General features: G+C 32.0%; 21 protein-coding genes. 14 read left to right on the forward strand and 7 right to left on the reverse strand.

Going from position 1 to position 20182, the window contains the following annotated elements; genetic code table 11:
• The first annotated feature begins 38 nt into the window (after positions 1-38).
• From yihA to Q0678_RS08025, 3 genes are read left to right on the forward strand one after another with little or no spacing between them, the layout of a single operon-like run.
• Positions 39-650, forward strand: a complete 612-nt coding sequence (yihA, locus tag Q0678_RS08015; RefSeq protein ID WP_299056360.1) for a ribosome biogenesis GTP-binding protein YihA/YsxC — start codon at positions 39-41, stop codon at positions 648-650.
• A gap of 18 nt (positions 651-668) precedes the next feature.
• Positions 669-1355 carry an RluA family pseudouridine synthase gene (locus Q0678_RS08020; RefSeq protein WP_299056362.1) on the forward strand — a complete coding sequence of 229 codons (687 nt, stop codon included), beginning with the start codon at positions 669-671 and terminating at the stop codon, positions 1353-1355.
• 31 nt (positions 1356-1386) lie between these two features.
• Entirely contained in the window at positions 1387-2421 is a 1035-nt protein-coding gene (locus Q0678_RS08025) for an alkane 1-monooxygenase (protein ID WP_299056364.1), read from the forward strand.
• 22 nt (positions 2422-2443) lie between these two features.
• On the opposite strand, the gene Q0678_RS08030 is transcribed toward Q0678_RS08025, so the two are convergent.
• A complete protein-coding gene (locus Q0678_RS08030; protein WP_299056367.1) occupies positions 2444-4822 on the reverse strand; it encodes a penicillin acylase family protein in 2379 nt (792 codons plus the stop codon).
• Positions 4823-4896: 74 nt separating this feature from the next.
• Here Q0678_RS08030 and Q0678_RS08035 point away from each other — a divergent pair, with 74 nt between their 5' ends.
• Together Q0678_RS08035 and galE are read left to right on the forward strand one after the other, a co-directional pair.
• Positions 4897-6060, forward strand: a complete 1164-nt coding sequence (locus Q0678_RS08035; RefSeq protein ID WP_299056370.1) for a DegT/DnrJ/EryC1/StrS aminotransferase family protein — start codon at positions 4897-4899, stop codon at positions 6058-6060.
• A gap of 14 nt (positions 6061-6074) precedes the next feature.
• On the forward strand, positions 6075-7088 hold the full coding sequence (galE, locus tag Q0678_RS08040) for a UDP-glucose 4-epimerase GalE (RefSeq protein WP_299056373.1): 1014 nt from the start codon (positions 6075-6077) through the stop codon (positions 7086-7088).
• A 42-nt stretch (positions 7089-7130) separates the two neighbouring features.
• On the opposite strand, the gene Q0678_RS08045 is transcribed toward galE, so the two are convergent.
• Together Q0678_RS08045 and fabD are read right to left on the reverse strand one after the other, a co-directional pair.
• The gene (locus tag Q0678_RS08045; RefSeq protein WP_299056376.1) at positions 7131-7808 is read right to left on the reverse strand and encodes a hypothetical protein; all 678 of its coding nucleotides are present in this window, start codon (positions 7806-7808) and stop codon (positions 7131-7133) included.
• Between the two features lie 195 nt (positions 7809-8003).
• Positions 8004-8888: an ACP S-malonyltransferase gene (gene fabD / locus Q0678_RS08050; RefSeq protein ID WP_299056379.1), complete on the reverse strand. Its 885-nt coding sequence runs from the start codon at positions 8886-8888 to the stop codon at positions 8004-8006.
• Positions 8889-9076: 188 nt separating this feature from the next.
• Between fabD and Q0678_RS08055 the strand changes: the two genes are divergently transcribed.
• From Q0678_RS08055 to Q0678_RS08095, 9 genes are all read left to right on the forward strand, one after another.
• The gene (locus Q0678_RS08055) at positions 9077-9763 is read left to right on the forward strand and encodes a queuosine precursor transporter (RefSeq protein WP_299056382.1); all 687 of its coding nucleotides are present in this window, start codon (positions 9077-9079) and stop codon (positions 9761-9763) included.
• A gap of 49 nt (positions 9764-9812) precedes the next feature.
• Positions 9813-10526 carry a DUF547 domain-containing protein gene (locus Q0678_RS08060; RefSeq protein ID WP_299056385.1) on the forward strand — a complete coding sequence of 238 codons (714 nt, stop codon included), beginning with the start codon at positions 9813-9815 and terminating at the stop codon, positions 10524-10526.
• A gap of 31 nt (positions 10527-10557) precedes the next feature.
• On the forward strand, positions 10558-10893 hold the full coding sequence (locus Q0678_RS08065; protein WP_299056388.1) for an arsenosugar biosynthesis-associated peroxidase-like protein: 336 nt from the start codon (positions 10558-10560) through the stop codon (positions 10891-10893).
• A gap of 136 nt (positions 10894-11029) precedes the next feature.
• Positions 11030-12082, forward strand: a complete 1053-nt coding sequence (gene arsS / locus Q0678_RS08070) for an arsenosugar biosynthesis radical SAM (seleno)protein ArsS (protein WP_299056391.1) — start codon at positions 11030-11032, stop codon at positions 12080-12082.
• Between the two features lie 44 nt (positions 12083-12126).
• Positions 12127-13095 (forward strand): arsenosugar biosynthesis arsenite methyltransferase ArsM, encoded by a 969-nt coding sequence (gene arsM / locus Q0678_RS08075; protein WP_299056394.1) that lies wholly within the window; start codon positions 12127-12129, stop codon positions 13093-13095.
• 10 nt (positions 13096-13105) lie between these two features.
• A complete protein-coding gene (locus Q0678_RS08080; RefSeq protein WP_299056397.1) occupies positions 13106-13591 on the forward strand; it encodes a rhodanese-like domain-containing protein in 486 nt (161 codons plus the stop codon).
• Between the two features lie 54 nt (positions 13592-13645).
• A complete protein-coding gene (locus tag Q0678_RS08085) occupies positions 13646-14248 on the forward strand; it encodes a TIGR04282 family arsenosugar biosynthesis glycosyltransferase (protein WP_299056401.1) in 603 nt (200 codons plus the stop codon).
• 22 nt (positions 14249-14270) lie between these two features.
• Positions 14271-15086, forward strand: coding sequence for a purine-nucleoside phosphorylase (locus Q0678_RS08090; RefSeq protein ID WP_299056404.1), 816 nt, complete (start codon positions 14271-14273; stop codon positions 15084-15086).
• Between the two features lie 46 nt (positions 15087-15132).
• A complete protein-coding gene (locus Q0678_RS08095) occupies positions 15133-16023 on the forward strand; it encodes a sterol desaturase family protein (RefSeq protein WP_299056406.1) in 891 nt (296 codons plus the stop codon).
• Here Q0678_RS08095 and Q0678_RS08100 read toward each other — a convergent pair.
• The 4 genes from Q0678_RS08100 to Q0678_RS08115 form a co-directional block, all read right to left on the reverse strand.
• Positions 16020-16748: a metallophosphoesterase family protein gene (locus Q0678_RS08100; RefSeq protein WP_299056408.1), complete on the reverse strand. Its 729-nt coding sequence runs from the start codon at positions 16746-16748 to the stop codon at positions 16020-16022. The two genes, Q0678_RS08095 and Q0678_RS08100, sit on opposite strands and share 4 nt — an antisense overlap.
• Before the next feature lie 174 nt (positions 16749-16922).
• Positions 16923-18191: an outer membrane protein assembly factor gene (locus Q0678_RS08105; RefSeq protein WP_299056410.1), complete on the reverse strand. Its 1269-nt coding sequence runs from the start codon at positions 18189-18191 to the stop codon at positions 16923-16925.
• A 19-nt stretch (positions 18192-18210) separates the two neighbouring features.
• Positions 18211-19047, reverse strand: coding sequence for a glycoside hydrolase (locus Q0678_RS08110; RefSeq protein ID WP_367181507.1), 837 nt, complete (start codon positions 19045-19047; stop codon positions 18211-18213).
• Positions 19048-19237: 190 nt separating this feature from the next.
• Complete coding sequence (locus Q0678_RS08115; protein WP_367181508.1) at positions 19238-20170, reverse strand: hypothetical protein; 933 nt, start codon at positions 20168-20170, stop codon at positions 19238-19240.
• Positions 20171-20182 lie beyond the last annotated feature (12 nt).

Genomic DNA, 20182 nt, shown 5'->3' on the forward strand with positions numbered 1-20182 from the left:
GCTTTAAATAAGTACACAACAATACCCGATTACATTTTATGAAAATTAGATCTGCAGAGTTTATAATGAGTAACAGTAATGTTACCAAAGCACCAAAAGAGAGAGTGCCAGAATATGCTTTTATTGGCCGATCTAACGTTGGCAAGTCTTCATTAATTAACATGTTAATGGAACGTAAAGACTTGGCTAAAATTTCTGGAAAACCAGGTAAAACACAACTTATTAATCACTTTAAAATTAATGATGAATGGTTTTTAGTTGATTTACCAGGCTATGGTTACGCACAAGTTTCTAAGAAAAAAAGAACCATATTTCAATACTTTATAGAAAATTACTTTAAAGAAAGAGAACAGCTTGTTTGTACTTTTGTTTTAATTGATAGCAGACACGATCCGCAGAAAATAGATCTAGAGTTTATGAAGTTTTTAGGCGAAAACCAAATTCCGTTTTGCATCGTTTTTACAAAAGCAGACAAACTAGGAAGCTCTAAAATAAACAAACAGATTACCACATACAAAAAGAAACTTCTTAACACTTGGGAGACTTTACCTACTTCTTTTATAACCTCTTCTAACACCGGTCTTGGTAGAGAAGAATTTTTAAACTTTATTGACGGTGTTAACCAAGATGTAGCTAAAGATTTTAAATAACCAATTCTAGACTTTTAAATGCACTCTACCAAACAGAATTTACAGGTTTTATTTGAAGATAATCACATAATTATTGTAAACAAGCGTTCTGGTGATATTACGCAAGGAGACAAAACTAAAGACACTCCATTAAGTGATATTGTAAAAGAGTATATTAAAGAAAAATACAACAAACCTGGCGAAGTTTTTTTAGGTGTTGTACATCGATTAGACAGGCCAACTTCTGGCGTTATTATCTTTGCAAGAACCTCTAAAGCATTAGAACGTCTTAATAAGATGTTACGAGAAAAAACCATCCACAAAACTTATTGGGCGGTTGTAAAAAAACATCCAAAGAAAGAAAAAGAAACGCTAACTCATTACTTAAAAAAGAACCCAAAAAACAACAAATCTACCTCGTATTTAAAAGAAATTGAAGGTAGTAAAAAAGCTGTTTTACACTACCAAGTTCTTAAAAAGTTAGACAATTACCTTTTACTAGAAATAGACTTAGAAACCGGCAGACATCATCAAATTAGAGCGCAGCTTAGCGCTATTGGATGCCCAATTAAAGGAGATTTAAAATACGGTTTTGATAGAAGTAATAAAGACGGAAGTATACATCTGCATGCTCGAAAAATAAAATTTACACACCCCGTTTCTAAACAAGAAATTAATATTACCGCAAACACACCCAAAGAAGTTATTTGGACAGCCTGTAACTAAATACTATCTTTATAGAATATTTTTTTTACAAATGAAAGCCCTACAATATTTTTCTGTTTTATTAATACCAGTAACCACTTATATTTCTTTTACAAATTATGGCTGGCTTACCTTTTCTACAGTTCTTTTTGTTTTCGGGCTTGCACCTATTTTAGAGTTTTTTATAAAACCAAATAAATACAACTTTACAAAAGAAGAAGAAAACACCGAAAAAGAAAATAAAACATACACGTACCTATTGTATCTTATTTTACCGATTCAACTCTTTTTTTTAAACCTTTTTTTTACAACCATAACTGATGCAAGTTTGGCTAATTACGAAATTGTTGGAAGAATTTTAGCTATGGGAATTATGTGTGGTGTTTTAGGTATAAATGTAGGGCATGAATTAGGACATAGAAACAACCGATTTGATGAGTTTATTGGAGAAATCTTACTTTTAACATCATTAAACACTCACTTTTTACCTTATCATAATGGCGGGCATCATCTTAATGTTGCTACCCCAAAAGATGCAGCAACAGCGAGAAAAAATGAATGGATTTTTATTTTCTGGATTCGCTCTCACTTTTCAAGCTACTATCAGGCTTGGGCAATTGAAAACAAACGTTTAAAAAACGAAGGTAAAAGCTGGCTGCATCATCAAAACAGAATGCTTATTTACAGTATTTGTAATTTTATTCTATTAGGTGTAATTTTGTTTTTCTTTGGTAAATACGTACTTATAACCTTTGTTTTGGCCGCAATTACAGGCATCTTACTTCTAGAAACTGTTAACTATATTGAGCACTATGGCTTGTTAAGAAAACAACATGAAAATGGCAGGTATGAGCGTGTAAAAAGAAATCATTCTTGGAACTCGAATCATAAAGTTGGCCAGGTGTTACTTTTTAACTTAAGCAGACACTCTGACCATCATTACAATGGTGCTAAACATTACCAATTACTAAAATCTTTACCAGAAAGCCCTCAAATGCCAACTGGCTACCCAGGAATGATGTTACTTTCTTTACTACCACCCATCTGGTTTTTTATTATGAATAAAAGATTAAAAAACATCTCTTAATCTTTTAAAACAATGTAAGGGTCTATTTTACAGGCTTTAAAATCAACTTATTTTCACTTTTTTTAATCTCTTTTTGATTCAGCATCATCTTAACAAACTCACCTTTTAGAAATTTCTGTGCTTGATCTTTATAATAAGGACTAAAAACATTCCCAGACTGGCCTGTAGGCACAATACCTAAACTATTTTCTACATCAGAAAAATCGACAACTCTACGAGAAGATGGACCTGCCGTTACTTTATATACACCTGTGCTATCTAACGGAAAAATCTGATTGTTAATCACCTCATTTCCACCATCAGTTTCAAAAGGACCAACATTAAAAATACTTCTTAATGCAGCCACTTTACCCATTGGGTGATTGTGCTCTAAAGAAAGAACTCTTTTCCAATACCAATTATCTATATTACTCCCTAACTGCTTGCTTAAAAAAGCAACTGTCCTCTTAAAAGCCAGCGTAACAATTTCTTGCTTGGTTTCTTTAAGATCTGTGTTTGTGTTATTCCACCAAATAGATTCGGTTCTTTTCGCTTGAACTTCTGTTACTTTTTTACGAACATGAGTCTTTAAAAAGGCCGTAAAACTATCGCCTAGCTCATCTTTAAAAGTGGCTGCTAAAAATTCATAAACAAATCGATTATAAATTGTTGGCGCAAGCTCTTCTTTGCCGTAAAAACCATTCCATTGTTTTATTATTTGCAAACTTTTACGCTCGCTAGCAGATAAGTTTTGCTTATCAATAGACTTATTTAAATATCCTACAATTTCGGCATCTATAGTAGAAGTAACATCAAAAAGCATGATAGCAACATCTTCTTTGGTAAAATCATCTTTAGCCTCTAACAAAGAAACAATTCTACTAGCTCTATTTTTTGGTAAATAATAACCCGGATATAACCCTATGGCAGTTTCTTCGGGTTGGTTATTTGCAGAATATACATAGTTCCAACTCGGGTTAATTGCTTGCGGATTCTGATCAAAATCATAATAAGTTTCTATTTCATCAAACCCAGAAGCGCCCTCTAAAATCAGTTTGGTATTTAAAGAGTCTCTATATTTATACAACTTTCCAGAAGCAAACCAAGCTATATTATCTTTCGCATCACCATACATAATATTTAAACCTGGTGCATGTAACATGGCAGCGCCCTCTTTAAATTCTGATAACGAAGTAGCATGAGATAATTGATAAGAAACATCTAAAAGCTTATTATTTAATTTGGTGTAAATCCACTGCATTGCAATAGGTCTTTCATCTTTTATCTGCTCAATAACATTGTTCATTATTGGTCCGTGTTGGCTAACTTTAATAGTATAAACCGTATCTTTTAGATCTTTAATTTTAATTGATTTCTCTCTAACCTCATAAGACTTATAACCTACAGGCGTAAGATACTCATCTGTATTCTCTGGGTTTTCGGTTTCGTAGTAAAAATCGACATCATCATTTTCAAACATAGTTAAGCCATAAGCATACTCTCTATTATGACCCAGTAAAGGAAAAGGCGTTAAAGCTAAATTAAAACCATACATTTCATAATTTGGTGTTTTTATATGCGCTTGATACCAAACAGATGGCTGAGAAAAAGCAATATGTGGGTCGTTTGCAAAAATAACTTTACCGTTCTTTGTTTTATCGGCACCAATTACCCAAGAATTACTTCCTATAAATGATGATATTGGCAAATTATCATACAATGTATTCATCGCTTTAGAGAAATTAGCAAGCACCTCTGGATGCTTTCCATTTTTTATCAATGTTGTGTTTGAGGTATCTAAAAAACCTATTTCATTTAAATATTCAGATCCTAACTTTTCTTTTATTTCACTTAACAATGGGTCTGTTTTATGGGCAACTGCAAAGCTAAAAGCCATATAACCAAAAACATTATACACATCTTTTAGGGTATATTTTTCTTTCTCTAAGCCTACCAAATAAAACTCAACAGGTGTTGCACCTTCTTCTATAAACTGATTTATTCCGTTTAAATAAGCTGCTGTTAATTGATATGCTTTACTGGTTGTATCTAGGTTTTTTATTGTTTTAGCAGCAGCTTCTTCTATCCCTAATCCAGAGAAAAAAACATCTGTTCTTACCAAATCTTTTCCAAAAACCTCAGACAATCTTCCTGCAGCAATTCTTCTAATCAACTCCATCTGCCAAAGTCTATCTTGCGCATGTACGTAACCCAAAGCAGTATAGGCGTCTTGCTCATTTTGCGCGTTAATATGTGGCACTCCAATTGTATCATAAATAACCGTTACTTGTTCACTAATATTTTTAATTGCTAAACTTCCTTTATAAGTAGGGTGCAATGTTCTGCTAAACAGCCATAGACCAATTAGAACTAAAACAATTAGTAAAAGAATAATTTTAAAAAATTTCTTGAGTGTTTTCATAAAATTTGGATTGTTTTTCATCAAAGATAACAGAAATTTAATTTGTATTTTTGTTGTAGAGAAAATTAACTTTCATGAAAAAAATTCAAATGGTTGACCTACAAGGTCAATACAAAAAAATAAAAAATACAGTAGACACCTCTATTCAAGAGGTTTTAAACTCATCATCTTATATTAACGGCCCTTTGGTGCACGAGTTTCAGGCAGATTTAGAAAAATATCTAAATGTAAAACACGTAATACCTTGTGCCAACGGAACTGATGCATTACAAATTGCCATGATGGGCTTAGGTTTAGAGCAAGGTGATGAAGTAATTACTGCAGATTTTACCTTTGCTGCAACCGTAGAAGTAATTGCATTATTAAAACTTACTCCTGTTTTGGTTGATGTTGAAAAAGATACTTTTAACATTAGTATAGATGCTTTAAAGAAAGCGATAACACCAAAAACAAAAGCAATTGTTCCTGTTCATTTGTTTGGACAAGTTGCCAATATGGATGCTGTTATGGAAATTGCAAAAGAACATAATTTATTTGTAATAGAAGACAATGCGCAGGCTATTGGCGCAAATTATACTTTTAAAGATGGTAAAAAACAAAAAGCAGGAACTATCGGAAACGTAGGAACTACCTCATTTTTCCCTTCTAAAAACTTAGGATGCTACGGAGATGGTGGTGCAATTTTTACAAATGATGATGCTCTGGCACATACTTTAAGAGGAATTGTAAATCACGGTATGTACACCAGATATTACCACGATGTTGTTGGGGTAAACTCTCGTTTAGATTCAATTCAAGCAGGTGTTTTAAAAGCCAAACTACCTCTTTTAGATAGCTATTGTAATGCACGTAGAAATGCAGCTCGTTTTTACAACAACGCTTTTGCAAATAACCCTAATATAATTACACCTACCACCAAATCAAACGCAACAAAAAGTTGTGGCGAAATTTGTACTATGTGTGATTGTCATGTATTTCATCAATACACCCTACAAATCACAAATGGCAAAAGAGATGATTTACACAAGCACTTATTAGATTTAAATATACCAAACGCTATCTATTATCCTGTGGCACTTCATGCTCAAAAAGCATACGCAGATACCCGATACAACGAGTCAGATTTCCCAGTAACCAATAAATTAATTAAAACGGTTATTTCTTTACCAATGCATACAGAATTAGAAGAAGATCAATTAGAATACATTACAAAAACTATCTTAGAATTTGTAGGATAAAATTGGCTATGAAAATGAAAAAAATTTTAGTTACAGGTGGTTTAGGTTTTATAGGTTCTCATACGGTTGTAGAACTTCAAAATGCTGGTTTTGAAGTTATAATTATTGATAATTTATCGAATACTAAAATAAGTGTTTTAGATAAAATAACAGAAATTACAGGGTTAAAGCCAGAATACCATAACATTGATTTAAGAGTAAAAGAAGATGTTAAATTATTCTTTAACAATCACAAAATTGATGGTATTATTCATTTCGCAGCCTTTAAAGCTGTAGGCGAAAGCATGCAAAATCCATTAGACTATTATGAAAATAATATTGGTAGCCTAGTTTATTTGCTTCAAGAAATGAGAGATCGAAAAATAACTAATTTCATTTTCTCTTCTTCTTGTACTGTTTATGGTCAAGCAGATCAATTGCCAATTACAGAAAACGCACCGGTTAAAACGGCAGAATCTACCTACGGAAACACCAAACAAATTGGAGAAGAAATAATTAAAGAAACCTGTAAAGCAGATAACTTACAAGCAATTGCACTAAGATACTTTAATCCAATTGGAGCTCATGAGAGCATAAAAATTGGAGAGTTACCATTAGGAGTTCCTCAAAATTTAATTCCTTTTGTAACCCAAACAGCCGCAGGTATTAGAAAAGAACTAGCTGTTTTTGGTGATGATTATCCAACAATAGACGGAACTGCTGTTAGAGACTATATACATGTAGTAGATTTAGCAAAAGCTCACATTGCAGCTCTAAAGCGTTTGATAAACAAAGAAAACAAAGAAAATTTTGAATTTTTTAATGTAGGTTCTGGCACAGGAACCTCTGTTTTAGAGGTTATTAAAACCTTTGAAAAGGTATCTAAAAAACCTTTAAACTATAAAATTGTTGGCAGACGAGAAGGCGATATTACTGCTGCTTATGCAGATACAACCATTGCCAATAAAGAATTAAATTGGCAAACAGAAAAAAACCTCGAAGAAGCTTTAGACGCTGCTTGGCAGTGGCAACAAAAAAACAAAGAATAAACCTTTTTTTACAAAAGGTTTATTCTTTAAATTATTTTTAATTTATGGGTATTTCGTCGCCGTAAAAGTTTTAGGCGGATTAACACCCCAAGTAAAAGTACCGCTCATAGTACTATTATTTACAACAGTACCTGTATAAATATAACTTGCGGCAGTATTGTCTCCAGTAAAGTTGTAGGTTACAACAGCTGCATTAACAGTCCAAGTTCCAAAAGTAGTATACACACCAGGAGAGGTTGGTTCGTCCCATTTGGTTGTTTTATCAGCAAAAAAATCAACATCTCCTGGGTAATTATTATTTGACGGATTATAATTTAACAAAAAAGCCCATTTTGTTGCACCTAAATTCCAATTTGTAAAAACTTGCTCATTTCCGTATGCGGTACCATCAGAATTTGTTGCATAAGCTCTAACATAATAAGTTTCACCATGCTCACTTAAACCTGTTATATTACTCGTAAATGTGTCTAAATTAGCTGTAAGAATATTGTCATTAATTGTAGGAGAAGCACTTGTACTCCAACACACACCTCTATTTATAACATTAGAGCCGCCATTATTTGTTACAATTCCGCCACAATCTGCAGTTGTAAAAGTAATATTTGTAACCAAACTAGTCGTTACAGTTGGTAATGCGCTTTGTACCTGATCATTATCTCCGCATTGATACAAAAGAATAATTAAAGAGAATAGAGCTCCAAGTCTTACGATGTCTTTCATAATATCTATTTTAAAATATTTCTACAAAAGTGACACTAATTCTCTGCTTTAATTAAGGAAAAACACCCATAAAGTTATAGTTTATCACTTACTTAAATTTGTGTACTCATTTTAAAATCTTTTAAAATCTGATTATAAAAATAAAAAAAGGCCTTAAAAAAAATTAAGACCTTAATTACTATCGTTTGTAGTATTTTATTCAAAAGAAGCGCCACTTGCAGCAACACTTCTGTCAATCTTTCGCATTAACCCTTGCAATACTTTACCTGGCCCAACCTCTATAAATTCAGTTCCACCATCTGCAACCATTGCTTGCACACATTGCGTCCATTTTACTGGCGCCGTTAACTGTGCTATTAAATTCTCTTTTATTTCAGTTGGATTGGTTACCGCTTTTGCAACCACATTTTGATACACTGCACACGTAGGATTGCTAAAAGTAGTTGCTTCAATTGCAGCAGCTAATTCTGCTCTAGCAGGCTCCATCATTGGCGAATGAAATGCACCACCAACAGGCAATAACAAAGCTCTCTTTGCTCCTTTTTCTGTAAGTACTTCACACGCTTTTTCTACGGCTGAAATTTCCCCTGAAATCACCAATTGCCCCGGACAATTGTAATTTGCAGCAACTACTACCCCATCAATTGCCGCACAAGTTTCTTCTACAACAGCATCCTCTAATCCTAAAACTGCAGCCATTGTGCTTGGTGCAATTTCACATGCTTTTTGCATAGCCAAAGCACGTTTAGACACTAATTTTAATCCATCTTCAAAAGTTAATACTCCGTTTGCTACCAAAGCAGATAACTCTCCTAAAGAATGTCCTGCAACCATTTCTGGCTGAAAAGAATCGCCCAAAACTTTGGCTAAAATTACCGAATGTAAAAAAATTGCGGGTTGTGTAACCTTTGTTTCTTTTAACTGTTCTGCCGTTCCTTCAAACATTATATCAGTAATAGAGAACCCTAAAATTTCGTTTGCTTTTTCAAAATATTCTTGAGCCAATGGACTTTTTTCGTATAAATCCAATCCCATTCCTGTAAATTGTGCTCCTTGACCCGGAAAAATATATGCTTTCATGCCTTGTAAATTTGTTTAACTTTTAATCGTTTAAATGAGTGCGAAAATAAACATTTTTATTTGAAGCTATTTCCCGCTTTCCATTATATCTTTTTTTAAAACAAAAAAAAAGGATGCCATTTCAATCGGGGCTAGTTTATAATGGTCATTTTAATGATAAAACGGTCAATATTTAGTAATTTTGTTAAATGACAATTAAAGACAAACAACTTGCAGAAAGCATTTATTTAATATTAGCTGCATTATTTATAGCCTCTTTAGTTGCATCAAACTTAATATTTCAAAAATTCTTCTATTGGGAACCCTTTGGCATCTATCGTTTTGAAATTTCTGTAGGTATACTTCCTTATCCAATTACTTTTTTAATTACAGATATTCTTTCTGAAATTTATGGTAAAAAGAAGGCAAATCAAGTGGTTATTGCCGGTATTTTTGCTTCTTTTTTTTCGATGTTAATCATTTTAATGGCAGATTTTGTGCCAGCCATAAATAGCTCTCCAATAGATAATGCAACCTTTAACAAAGTCTTTGGGCTATCTCCGTTGGCAGTATTTGCATCAATGATGGCTTATTTATTTGCTCAATTTATTGATATTAAAATTTTTCACTTTTGGAAAAAGAAAACTAATGGTAAGCATTTATGGTTGCGTAATAATTTTTCTACGTTTACCTCTCAGTTTATAGACACTTTTACGGTTGTTTTTTTATTATGCTCTTTTCAAATACTACCTTGGTCTCTATTTAAAAATCTACTAATAAGTGGTTTTTTATTTAAAGTTTTAATCGCTGCAATAGACACACCTATATTGTATGTAGTAATTGATTTTTTTAGAAAGAAGTTCAAATTAAAAAAAGGAGCAGAAATTAAAATGTAATTTTTGTAATTAATTAAATTAATAAGCGACAAAAATAAAACAACTCATTATGAAAAAAATATTTTTAATACTCGCTATTACTTTTTACACACATTTAACTAGTGCACAAACCTCAGTATTTAATAATCTACTGCAAGCGCATGTTTCTGAAAATGGTGTTGTGGATTATAAAAACTTTGATGGTGTAAAACTTAAACAATACTTAAACTATCTAGAAAAAACATCACCAGATAAAACTTGGTCTATCAACAAACAAAAAGCTTTTTGGATTAACGCATACAACGCAAATACAATTTATTTAATGCTTCATGCAATTGATACAAAAAAAATTAAAAGCATTTTAGACATCAAAGAAAAAGGTAAAAACGCTTGGAAAATTTCGTTTGCTAAAGTTGGCGGAAAAACTTACACCTTAGATTATATTGAACATGAAATTTTAAGAAAAAAATTCTCAGATCCTAAAATTCATGTAGGTGTAAATTGTGCTTCTATTTCATGCCCTAAGTTATTCAACGTTGCTTTTACTGAAAATAACATAGAAGCCAACTTGCAAAAATTAATGACCGAATTTATAAACGATGTTTCTAAAAATAAACTATCGCAAAATAAACTTCAAATCTCATTGATATTCGATTGGTTTAAAGAAGATTTTACTAAAAATAGCTCACTAATCGATTATCTAAATCAGTATTCAAAAATAAAAATAATGCCAACTGCAAAAATTAGTTATTTAGAATATGACTGGGGGCTTAACAACAAATAATACGTATCTTTATTGATTAAATTTTTTAAAAATGTCAAAACCTTATTACGATGCTTCTGACCTAAGAAAGTTCGGAAAAATAACAGAATGGAGTGAAGAGTTAGGAAACAAATTCTTTGATTATTATGGCAAAGTTTTTGAAGAAGGCGCATTAACCGCTAGAGAAAAAAGTTTAATTGCCTTAGCAGTTGCTCATACAGAACAATGCCCATATTGCATAGATGCCTACACCAAAGATGGTTTGCAACGTGGCATTACAAAGCCCGAAATGATGGAAGCCATTCATGTTGGTGCTGCTATAAAAAGCGGAGCAACACTAGTGCACGGTGTACAAATGATGAACAAGGTTGATAAATTAGAGATGTAAACAGAGCGCTATTTTTTGCTTTTGCAAAATATGCGAATCTCTTATACTCGCGAAAGTGAGTTTCAATTTATTTAAAACTAGAGTGAGACAACTCTAGTTTAGCTTAAAAAAGGGTACTGAAAAAAGCTCATCAAACATGAAAAAATCATTAAAAGCCAGAAATAACGACATTGCAAATACTGCAAGACAACTAGAAATTTTATCTGGTGGTATTTTCGCAGCGGGTGAACTGCCCACTTTTGCATCAAAAATCAAAGAAACAAATCAGTTTCCGTTGCGTCCTAAAAAATTAGAAATTTTACAAATCAATTTAGGATATATGTGCAACCAAGTATGTGCGCATTGCCATGTAGATGCAGGGCCAGATAGAAAAGAAATCATGACGATTGATACGATGAAACAATGTTTAAAGGTCATCAAAACAACAAATGCACACACCCTAGATTTAACTGGTGGCGCACCAGAAATGAATCCTAATTTTAGATGGTTTGTAGAAGAAGCAGCAAAAGCCGGAATTAAAGATTTTATTGTACGCTCTAATTTAACCATTATTAGAGCCAATAAAAAATACCACGATTTACCAGAATTCTTTAAAAAACACAACGTTCATGTGGTTTCTTCTATGCCTCATTGGACACGTGGAAAAACCGACAAACAACGTGGTGATGGTGTTTTTGATAAATCTATAAAAGCCTTACAAGAACTGAATGCTGTTGGATACGGAATGCCCAATTCTGACTTAAAATTAGACTTGGTTTACAATCCGTCTGGTGCTTTTTTACCAGGAGACCAAATGGCTCTAGAAAATGATTTTAAGAAAGCATTAAAAGCAGATTTTAACATCGATTTTCATAGTTTATTTGCTATTACAAACTTGCCTATCAGTAGATTTTTAGACTATTTAATAGCATCAGAAAACTATGAAGAATACATGTATAATCTTGTAGAAGCCTACAATCCTGCTGCAGTAGAAAATGTAATGTGCACCAACACTCTTTCTGTTAGTTGGGACGGAATTTTATACGATTGCGATTTTAATCAAATGCTAAATTTAAAAGTAAATGCAAAAACAAAACACATCTCTGATTACAATGAAGAAATTTTACAAAATAGAAATATTGTAATCAATCAGCATTGCTACGGATGTACCGCTGGCGCAGGAAGTAGCTGCCAAGGTGTTGTTGCATAACAAAATAAAAAGGAAGTAGATTTACTTCTGTAAAAACAAAAAACATGAGTTATTTAGAAACTACACATAATGTATATAAAGAAGCAGCCCTAACACCAGATGTTGGATTGTGCTGCACAACCAACCCAATTTGGGAATTACCTGGGCTTAAAATACCTAGAATTATGCAAGAAATGAACTACGGATGTGGTTCTACTGTGCACGCCAGAGACTTAACCAACAATCCTAAAATGTTGTACGTGGGTGTTGGTGGTGGTATGGAATTGCTTCAGTTTGCCTATTTTAACAGAAATAAAGGAGGCGTTATCGGCTTAGATGTTGTAGATGAAATGCTAGAAGCTTCTCGCAAAAATTTTAAAATTGCCGAAGAGCAAAACGATTGGTTTAAAAGTGATTTTGTAGATCTTAGAAAAGGAGATGCTATGAATTTACCTGTTGAAGACAATTCGATTGATGTTGCTGCACAAAACTGTTTATTTAACATCTTTAAATCTGACGATTTAAAAAAAGCAATCTCTGAAATGTACCGTGTTTTAAAACCACACGGTAGATTGGTAATGAGCGATCCTACTTGCGAACAACCCATGAATGACGAGTTAAGAAATGACGATCGTTTGCGTGCATTGTGCTTAAGTGGTAGTTTGTCTATTGCTGAATATGTAAAAGCATTAACAGATGCTGGTTTTGGTACCATAGAGATTAGAGCTAGAAAACCCTACAGAATTTTAGACCCTAAAAATTACCCAACAGACGAATTGATTTATATAGAATCTATAGAAGTAGCGGCTATTAAAGACCCAATGCCAGCAGATGGTCCTTGTATTTTTACAGGAAGAGCGGCTATTTATTATGGTGATGAAGATTATTTTGATGATGGTTTAGGGCACATCTTATTAAAAAATCAGCCGTTGGCAATTTGCGATAAAACCACTGCTGCTTTGCAAGCTTTGGGCAGAGATGATATTTATTTTTCTGAATCTACCTATCATTACGACGGTGGCGGTTGTTGCTAATTAAAAAAGTATGAAAAAAATAACACTCCTTTTTCTTTTGATTCATTCTGTTTCTTTTAGTCAAAAGAAATTGGATGAGTTATTGAACAAGTTCAACAAAAATAATGTTCCGTATATTTCTGTGGACAGCTTGGTGACTACAAAAGCAATGTTATTAGATGCAAGAGAACCCGCAGAATTTAAAGTAAGCCATTTAAAAAACGGAATTAATATAGGTTATGATCATTTTAACCTGCAAAAAACAATAGAAAACTTACCAAAAGACAAGACCATAAAAATAGTTGTTTACTGCTCAATCGGAATTCGTTCAGAAATTATTGCTTCTAAATTAATAGAGGAAGGTTTTACCAATGTATACAATTTATATGGTGGTATTTTTGAATGGAAAAACAACAATTATTCCGTAGTAGATTCGCTTAATAAGCCAACAGAAAAAATTCACGCTTATAACAAAGAATGGTCTCGTTGGCTTACAAAAGGAGAAAAAACCTATTGATAATTGTTTGTAACTAAAGTCGGTTGTCAATTGAAAAAGTGACGCTAAAGATTTATGAATAAAAAATTACTTTTAATTTTTACAAGAAACCCAGAGTTAGGAAAAGTAAAAACTCGTTTAGCAAAAACTGTAGGTGATGAAATAGCCTTAGAAATTTACAAATATTTACTTCAAAAGACACAAAAAATTACTTCTAAAGTAACTTCAGACAAAGCTGTTTATTATTCTGTAAAAATTAGAGAAAATGATATCTGGGAAGAGTCAACTTTTCAAAAAAACCTACAAAATGGTGAAGATTTAGGTATAAGAATGTTACAGGCTTTTAAAAATAGTTTCAAAAAAGGCTATCAAAAAGTAATTATCATTGGTAGTGATTTGCCTGATATAACCACAGAAATTATAGATGAAGCATTCCTACAATTAGATTCTTCAGATGTTGTTTTGGGTCCAGCAACAGACGGCGGTTATTATTTATTAGGGATGAATACCTTGCATGAAAAAATATTCAAAAATAAAAATTGGGGTACAGATACAGTTAGGGCAGCTACTTTATCAGATTTAAAAGATAAAAAAGTACATTTGTTACCAGCATTAAATGATGTTGATGTGTTTGCAGACATTGAAAACCATCCAGATTTTCAACACTTTTTAAAATAATACTGAACTAAATTCAGCATACATGAAAGAACAACAATTACAAGAAACTGTAGATTTTTTAAAAGAAAACGGAATTACAAATCCAACCATCGGTATTGTTTTAGGTACTGGATTGGGTAAACTAATAGACGAAATTACTATTGAAAAAGAAATTGCGTATGCTGATATTCCAAATTTCCCAGTAGCAACAGTAGAATTTCATTCTGGAAAGCTTATTTACGGAACACTTTCTGATAAAAAAGTACTTGTAATGTCTGGTCGTTTTCACTTATACGAAGGCTATTCACCTTGGGAAGTAACGTATGGTATTAGAACAATGCATGGCTTAGGTATTGGGAATTTATTAATATCGAATGCGGCTGGCGCTATAAACTTAAACTACAAAAAAGGAGATTTAATGTTGATAGAAGACCACATTAACTTACAAGGTAGTTCGCCACTTGCTTTTAAAGGAGCTGGTGCTTTTGGAACCATTTTTGCAGACATGCTAGCACCATATTCTAAAGAAATAAATACCAAACTAAGTGAGATTGCCAAAGCGCAAAATATTAAGCTACACACAGGTGTTTATACGAGTGTTTTAGGACCTCAACTAGAAACCAGAGCAGAATATAGAATGCTGCAAATTTTAGAAACAGATGCTGTTGGAATGAGTACTGTGCCAGAAGTAATTGTTGCCAAACAATTGAACTTGCCTTGTGCTGCCATTTCCGTTTTAACAGATGAATGCGATCCTAAAAACTTACAACCTGTAGATATTTCAGAAATTATTGCAATAGCAGGAAAAGCAGAACCAAAAATGATTGCTCTTTTTAAAGAAGTGATTAAAGTATTGTAAACTCTTTTTTTGAAATACTAGCAGAAGTTCGTAAATTTGATAAACGATGGAAAAATATTTACAACTCATAAAAACCTCTTATTCCAATTACTGGAATTACCTAAAAAATTCTGTTTTAATGGATTTGAATTGGGAAAATTATTTTTATGGTTTAATTATTATTTCGATAGCTGTTTGGGCATTAGAGGCAATTTTTCCATGGCGAAAAAATCAATCACTTTTTAGAAAAGATTTTTGGTTAGACACCTTTTACATGTTTTTTAACTTCTTTTTATTAAACCTATTAGTGCTTATTGCTTTTTCTAACACAGCGGCACAAATATTTAATGATCTACTTGCAAATATTGGGCTCTCTATTGCAAATTTTCAGTTAATTGCCATTAACGAACTTTCTTTTCCTTTACGAATTTTTATCTTTTTTATTGTAATCGACTTTGTACAATGGTGTACACATAGATTGCTGCATAAGTTTGAATTTCTTTGGAATTTTCACAAAGTACATCACTCTGTAAAAGAAATGGGATTTGCTGCTCACCTACGTTATCATTGGATGGAGCCTGTGGTTTACAATTCTTTAAAATACATTCCGTTGGCAATTATTGGTGGTTTTTCTGCACAAGATGTAGCCATGGTTCACTTTTTTAACATTACCATTGGGCACTTAAACCATGCGAATATCAACTGGAATTACGGTTGGCTTAAATACATTTTAAACAATCCTAAAATGCATATTTGGCATCATGCAAAAGAATTACCAGAAGACAGAAAAGAAGGAGTAAATTTTGGAATTACACTTAGTATTTGGGACTATCTTTTTAAAACAAACTACATACCGTATTCTGGTAGAGATATTGAATTGGGGTTTTCTGGTGATGAAAAATTCCCGAAAAACTTCTTACAACAAGAATTGTATCCGTTTGGTAAAAAGAAAAATTAATTTCTACCTTTTTCATCTGGGTACAAACTAGGTAAAGCATCACTTTGTACAAATGTTTTAGTATCAATGTCTATGCCTGTCACTTTTCCTTTAAAAGCGGCGCCTGTATCAACATTCCAAATATTTTTAACGTTCATTGGTTTTAAAACATTAAAGTTAGTTGTGGGTGTATGACCAATGTAAATTTCTTTATAATGAGTGAACCTCTTTGGGTAAAAAACAGTGTTCTTTTCAATAGTTTTATCCATTGCCAAAGCCGTTTCCCATAAAGTTCTATCTAAATAAAAAGTTTCTTTATGTACTTCTTTTTCTACGCCATGCATAGACGTAAAACCAGCATGTAAAAACAAACGGTTTTCGGTATCTAAATAATATAATTTTGTATTATCAAAAAAAGTAAGATGTTGTTGTTTTTCTTGATTTGAAAATCCTGCGTAACTTTCGATGGTTTCTTTACCACCATGCATATACCAAGAAGGATTTACATCTTTAGAGTCTTTTAACCAATTTTGACACCAAACATCATGGTTGCCCCTTATAAAAACACAGTTTATTTTTTCTGATAAATTGATTAAAAATTCGATTACTTGTGCAGATTCACTCCAGCCATCTACATAATCTCCCATAAAAATTAGGGTATCTTTTTGGGTAACTTCTAATTTATTTAAAACTTGTAAAAGTGCTTTTAAACCACCGTGAATATCCCCAATTGCATATGTACTCATCTTTATACGTATTTAAAACAAAACTATTGCTTTTTAAACAAACCTAAAATTATTTTTAATACTAATATTTATAAAAAAAGACCTGCGTTAGGGATTGAAATGGCATCCTTTTTATTTTTTTTCTGAAATAAAAAGATACAATGAAAAGCCCGTTAAAACGCCCAAAAACAAAATTTAAAAATATTGCCCAATTCCAAAAACAAACCCTCCTTTAGCGTTGTTTTGTAAATTATTTAATCGGAAACCATAATCAATTCTAAAAGTAGCATTGTATATTTTTTTACTGATAAAACGCAAACCAACACCAGAATACAAGTGAATATTTTGGCTTTTTATAAAATCTGAAAGTGCACCACCTGGTTTTCTCCAAGACCCTAAATCGACAAAAAAATTAGATTGAATGGCAATTTTATTTTGATCATAAAGTGTTTGTCTATATTCAGAATTTAACACAAAAGTACCGGTACCTCTGTCAATTAAGACACCTACACCACGTATATTTATGTTGTTATCTAAGGCAAAAGGCGCAAAAGGTGTATTGCTATTAGATGCCAAACCAAAACGCAATCTGTTTGCCCAGTTTGCTGTAGAAGCGATTCTTTTGAAATAAAAAAAATCGTTCCAAGCGATTAAAAAATGGTGCTGATAATTATTTTCGGTGGTTACAAATTGAGTATGCAAACTCGTTTTAAAACCACTGATGTAATGATTGTAATACGTTAAATTATCAAACACATATACTCCCTTAAACAAGACTTTTTTTAAATTTAATTTTCTGGGAATATCTGCGGCTATTTCTCCCGAAAGGTATTGGTATTTTTCTCTAAAAAAAGTAATTCCAAAATTCAATTGATGCTTTAAATGCAACTGATGTATTGCCAAAAACTCTAATGAAGTATTTTGATATGAATAATTAGCTGTATTATTTTCGAAGTAAAGAGGTTCTTCACTTTTCCAGTTTAAATAATTGATAGATGCGCCCCATTTTTTAGAAAATAATTGAGGTGCTTTAAAATGAACGCCATAAGAATTGAAAATATTTTTTTGATAAAAACCTCCAAAAGAAATATTTTTTCCTAAAAAATTATAGTCGTAAATACCAAGTTTATAAGCAAATTGTTTGTTTGTGGTAGTCCAAGCATTAAACTCTGGCAATATTGTTTGATTTTCGACAATTGCTATTGTAACATTATAGCTGTTAGAATTCTCGAATATTGTAAAATAGGCATTGCGAACAGCAGGCATTCTATTTAATAAAACTAGGTCTTCTTTTAAAAGAATCGTATCTAAAATAGCCCCTTTTTTAGTTGAAATAACCTTCTTAATAAAAGTAGTTTTTAGCTTTTTTAGACCTACAAATTCAATATCTTTTATTGTTTTTTCTTGTGCCAAAAGCAAGCCAGAAAGAAGAATAAAATAACCTAAAAGCACCTTTTTAATCATGTAACAACTCTTCATTAATTTATTGACTATATAAATCTTTTAGAAGTTTTTCTGCAGGTTTATTTTGTGGTGTAAATCGGTTATTATCTTTACCTCCAACGTTATCATGCTCATGAAACCATTTCCAAATAAAACCACCTGCAAACCAATCTTCTTGCCAAAACTGATTGTGTATTGCTTGCAATGCATTGCTTTGTGCTTTTAAATTTACCTGCCCTTCTACCCTATTAGATTGCCATGGTTCTTTTGCATTATAATCAATACTTCTATAGCCATATTCGGTAAATAAAATTGATTTCTTATATTTTTTTTGAAGTTTAACAATCTCTGCCTTGTGTGACTTCCAGCCAGTTTCGAGCTCAGAAATAGTGGGTGTTTTTTTTGTTGATAAAGGAAAGTAAGCATCAATACCAATAAAATCTAATTGATGCCAAAAAGTGATTCTTTTATACTCATCCCAATTTGCAGCATAGGTTAATTTACCACTGTACACTTTTCTAATATCATTGATAAGCGACAACCAATATTCTGGTCTGTGCATTACAAATTTTTCTAATTCTGTACCAATACAAAGAATTTCTGCGTTTATTTTTTGAGCGACTTTAGCATAAGTTAACATATAATCTTTGTAAGATTTTTCTAAAAGTTGCCAATTTTCTTCAGATGTTGGTTTTAAATTACCTGTAAAACCACCTTTCCTTAACCATAGGTGAGGTTTTACCATAATGCTTACATTCTCTTTCTTAAATTGTTGCGCATATTGCAACAATCCGTTTTCAGTTTCACCAAACCATTCTCTTTGGGTATTGAATTCAATTTTTGGCTTTTGAACATCTCTAATAAAACTATAGGGCATTAGAGCAATAAAATTACTATGAATGTTTAATACCGGTAAAATATGCTTGTTGCTTATAGAATCTCTGGAAGCTACAAAACTAACTCCGTTTATCTTTTTTGTTTGACTCTTACAAGAAAAACAAAAAAACACAATAAAGAAATAAAGCGCTTTATACACATTCATAAGCAACTAAAATACCTTTTTTTTTCTAAAATAAAGCTCGTAAACCTATATTAAAGCTTTGCCCCAAGCCTGTTTCATCACCTCTTACAAATTTACTGTACAAAACCTCTAAATTTAATGTTTGATTTAATTGATATTTACCACCAAATCCTAAAGCTGTAAAATTTTGGGTAAAGTCTCCTATTCTCTGAAAATGTTGAACAAATCCTAGAACTGTTGTTGTATCCGAAGGAAAATAACTCATAAAAACACCCGGTGCTAATACAACAGTATTGTTCGCAAAACTACCTTTTATTGTATTGCCATTATTATCTGTTAAAGAAGTATCTCCAAAATGATATTCTGTATTTAGCTCTGTAAATAATTGCCAATCTCTACTTGGAAAAGTATAATCATAAAAAAAACGATTTTGAAAAGTATACCCTTTTTGGTCTAAAAAAACAGCATCTCTTATAGTCGTTCCATTTTCGTCTTTTAAACCATTTTTAGTTTCTTGGTCTATTAATGGAATATGAAAAGCACTTTGTATCGAAAAATTACCAACATTCTCTATTGGCTGCCATTTTATTGCTGGTGCAAAAGAAGATAATCCGTTTCTAGCATCTTTACGATTAGAAAAATTAAACACAGAAGTAGCCCCTTTTCCATTAATAGTATTAGATCTATATTCTAACAACAACCCAATATTAACTCGATTATTATCTGTTATACCCGTAAAAACTTCTAAACTTGTTGTAAAATAAATTTCTCTTTCTTTAGAGGATTTTACACCATTAAAAACCCCTTTTGTTTCTGTATATAAATTATTAAAAAACTTAACATCCCATTGTCCTTTACTCAATAATTTAGAGGGTGTATAAGTTTGTATATTGCTCGTTTGGTTAGTATTAACTTTTGTATTGGCGTCTTTTTCTTGAGCAATAGAACATAAAGAAACAAACAATAAATGTGCGAACAAAATCTTTGAAAG

It is taken from the genome of uncultured Polaribacter sp., from assembly GCF_947497125.1.
Classification (GTDB): domain Bacteria; phylum Bacteroidota; class Bacteroidia; order Flavobacteriales; family Flavobacteriaceae; genus Polaribacter.